The organism is Streptomyces prasinopilosus (assembly GCF_001419695.1).
GTDB lineage: Bacteria > Actinomycetota > Actinomycetes > Streptomycetales > Streptomycetaceae > Streptomyces > Streptomyces prasinopilosus.
This window is the reverse complement of the sequence record NZ_LIRG01000491.1, coordinates 1-3488: the sequence shown is the minus strand read 5'-3', so window position 1 is coordinate 3488 and position 3488 is coordinate 1. Positions and strand designations below refer to the sequence as shown.

Genomic DNA, 3488 nt, shown 5'->3' with positions numbered 1-3488 from the left:
AGGGGCAGGGGACGCCGCCCCCAGGTCCGCTCCGTGGGCCCGCAGGCCGACGCCGAGGGCGGCGTCCCCTGCCCCTGGTGCTCCACCCTCAACCGGCCGGAACGGCACTACTGCTCCCGCTGCGCCATGTCGATGACCCGCGGCGACGACACCCCGGAGCGCCTGCCCTGGTGGCGCCGGATGTTCGGCGACCGCACCGGCGAGTCGGCCTGGGCGGGCGACCGCCCGCGCCTGCGCCGGGGCTTCGGCCAGATCTGGAACTGGATCGTCGCCGCCGTCGTCGTCGGGCTGGTCATCACCCTGATCGTGAACATGGGCGCGATGATCCAGGCCACCCGCGACCACTTCGCCAAGCGGGCCCCGATCGGCCCGTCCAGCGTCAAGGCGTCCCGCTCCTACGCCGAGCACGGCGCGGCCCTCGCCTTCGACAAGCTCAACAACACCTGGTGGGGTCCGGGCATCTCGCAGTCCGCCCAGGGCGAGTGGCTGGAGGCCACCTTCGACCAGCCGACCCGCCTGCTGGACCTGGTGATCACCCCCGGCGTCTCGACCAAGGCGGACCAGCTGCAGGAGTCGGCGCTCCCGCGCCAGCTGGAGGCCCAGATCACCCTCGCCGACGGCGAGAAGGTCACCCGCACCATCACCCTGGACCAGGCCGCCGGCGGTCAGCGCCGCAAGTTCCGGGTCGGCGAGGTGACCGCCGTGCGCTTCGTCCTGCGCTCGGCCTACGGCGCCGCCCCGAAGAAGCAGGTGGCGATCGCCGAGATCGAGTTCTTCGGCCCGTCGAGCAACAACACCTGACGGCCGCCGCGCCCTCCTCGACCGGCGGGCGCGCCCGGGCCCCGCAGGGGCCGCGCCGGCCCGCACCACCCCCCGCATCCCGCACGGAGCGGCGTGGTGCGGGCCGCCGCGCCCACACCCCCGCGCTCTTTCCGCGCGTCCCCGCACCCCCACACCTCTTCCGCGGCGGTTCGGGCGGCCTCTCCGGCACCCGCTCCTCCTGGATCCCGCAGACGGTCACGGGCCCCGCCGACGACCACGTCTCGTTCGGTTGCTCCGTGCGCCTGCGCGACCCGACCGCCGACGGCCGCGCGGAACTGGTGCCGGCCGCCCGGCAGAGCGGAATCGTGCTGCGCGGCACCGGCACCCTGCCGACCACCGACGCCGCCACGCCCCTCCCCGCATTCGAGGGCGGCTTCACCGACCGACCCCGGACGGCTCCGGGCGGGGGCGGGGCCGTCCGGGGCCGTCCGGCCCCCGGCTCCGGCCGGTCCCGGCCCCGGCGGTCCGTCCCACGGAGGACCCGGCCGGAGCCACACCCTCCGTGGGACGGACCGCCGGGCTGACGGCCCCTTAGGGGATGTCACAGCTCGGCCGCAAAGCCGGGCCCGGAACCCCGGGCCCGGCCCACGGTCCTCCGGGACCAGGTACGTTCGACCACGTGGCTGGATTCAGGATCGGACGCGGCCGGGACAACAACGGCGCTCCTCACGCGCGACCGCAACAACCCCCGTACGGGCAGCAGACGCCTCCGGGGCCGTCGTACGGCTCCCCGCAGGCGCCTCAGCCGTACCCGCCCCAGCAGCCGCCCTACGGCAGAGGCGGCCCCGGCGGCACCCCCGGCGGTGGCAGCGGCGGCTGGCCGCAGATGAACCGCGGTCCGCACGGACCGGGCGGCCACGGCGGTCACCACCGCCCGGGCCCCGGCCACGGCCCCGGTGCCGGCGGCGGCCACGGCGAGCCCGAGTACTTCGGCGACGCCGGCACGTACCCTCCCGGCCCGCACGCCCCGCACGATCCGTACGCGGCCAACAACCCGGGCCACACCCAGGCCTTCCGGATCGACGACGACCACTACCACGGCGACCCGGCCCCGCTGCCGGGCCCCGTCGGCCCCCGCCTGCACTGGAAGGACCTGCTCAAGGGCATCGTCACCGCCCCCGACCAGACCTTCCTGCGGATGCGCGACTACACGATGTGGGGCCCCGCCCTCACCGTGACCTTCCTCTACGGCCTGCTGGCGATCTTCGGCTTCGACGGTGCCCGCGAGGAGGCGATCGACGCCACCATCACCACCGCCATACCCGTCGTCCTGATGACCGGCGTGGCCATGGTGATCAGCTTCCTGATCCTGGGCGTGGTCACCCACTCCCTGGCCCGCCAGCTCGGCGGCAACGGAGCCTGGCAGCCCACGGTCGGCCTGTCCATGCTGATCGTGGCCCTCACGGACGCCCCCCGCCTGGTCCTCGCGATGTTCGCGAGCGGCGACGCCACCTTCGTCCAGATCGTCGGCTGGATCACCTGGGTGGCGGGCGGCGCGCTCCTCACCATGATGGTCAGCCGCTCCCACGACCTTCCCTGGCCGAAGGCCCTGGGCGCCTCCGCGATCCATCTCCTGGCCCTGCTGTCCCTGGTGAAACTGGGCACGCTGTAACGGCCGGCGGCACACCGAGCACACGAGGAAGGGGGCCCCACCGGGGCCCCCTTCCTCGTCTCTTCCGCCTTCTGCGCGTCGAGTTCCTACGCGTCGAGAACCTGCCCGGTCCGCTTCACCACGGGCGGCTGGACGGACCACGGGAACTCGATCCACTCGTCGGTCCGCTTCCAGACGTACTCGCACTTCACCAGGGACTGCGACTTCTCGTACACGACGGCGCTGCGCACCTCGGCGACGGCGTCGAGGCAGAAGTCGCGGACGAGCTTGAGCGTCTTGCCGGTGTCGGCGACGTCGTCGGCGATCAGCACCTTCTTGTCGGTGAAGTCGATGCGGTTGGGCACCGGCGCCAGCATGACCGGCATCTCCAGCGTCGTCCCCACCCCGGTGTAGAACTCGACGTTCACCAGGTGGATGTTCTTGCAGTCGAGGGCGTAGGCGAGCCCGCCGGCGACGAAGACACCGCCGCGCGCGATGCTCAGCACCACGTCGGGCCGGTACCCGTCGTCCGCGATCGCCTGCGCGAGCTCCCGCACGGCCACACCGAACCGCTCGTAGCTGAGCCTCTCCCGCCCGCCGCTCACGTCGCCCGCCCCGCTCACACCTGGGTCCGGTGGAAGTTGAGGAAGGACCGCGAGGCGGTGGGCCCGCGCTGCCCCTGGTACCGGGACCCGGACCGCTCACTGCCGTACGGGAACTCGGCGCGCGAGCTGAGCCGGAACAGGCACAGCTGGCCGATCTTCATCCCGGGCCACAGCTTGATCGGCAGGGTCGCGAGGTTGCTGAGCTCCAGGGTCACGTGACCGGAGAAACCGGGGTCGATGAACCCGGCGGTCGAGTGCGTGACCAGCCCGAGCCGCCCCAGCGAACTCTTCCCCTCGAGCCGCGAGGCGAGGTCGTCGGGCAGCGAGATGACCTCGTACGTACTGGCCAGCACGAACTCACCGGGATGCAGGATGAAGGGCTCGTCCCCCTCCGGCTCCACGAGCCGCGTCAGCTCCGCCTGCTCCACGGAGGGGTCGATGTGCGGGTACCGGTGGTTCTCGAACACCCG

At 73.1% G+C, this 3488-nt stretch carries 4 protein-coding genes; 2 read left to right on the top strand and 2 right to left on the bottom strand.

Annotated features, from left to right (window positions below; translation table 11 throughout):
* Both AOK18_RS20310 and AOK18_RS20300 read left to right on the top strand, forming a co-directional pair.
* Positions 1 to 801: NADase-type glycan-binding domain-containing protein (locus AOK18_RS20310; RefSeq protein WP_420865630.1), on the top strand; the 801-nt coding region annotated here is incomplete at its 5' end.
* Between the two features lie 559 nt (positions 802 to 1360).
* Positions 1361 to 2434 carry a Yip1 family protein gene (locus tag AOK18_RS20300; protein ID WP_055695294.1) on the top strand — a complete coding sequence of 358 codons (1074 nt, stop codon included), beginning with the start codon at positions 1361 to 1363 and terminating at the stop codon, positions 2432 to 2434.
* A gap of 86 nt (positions 2435 to 2520) precedes the next feature.
* On the opposite strand, the gene AOK18_RS20295 is transcribed toward AOK18_RS20300, so the two are convergent.
* Together AOK18_RS20295 and dcd are read right to left on the bottom strand one after the other, a co-directional pair.
* A complete protein-coding gene (locus tag AOK18_RS20295; RefSeq protein WP_055570283.1) occupies positions 2521 to 3018 on the bottom strand; it encodes a phosphoribosyltransferase in 498 nt (165 codons plus the stop codon).
* Positions 3019 to 3032: 14 nt separating this feature from the next.
* On the bottom strand, positions 3033 to 3488 hold a 456-nt coding region (dcd, locus tag AOK18_RS20290; protein ID WP_055695293.1), incomplete at its 5' end, for a dCTP deaminase.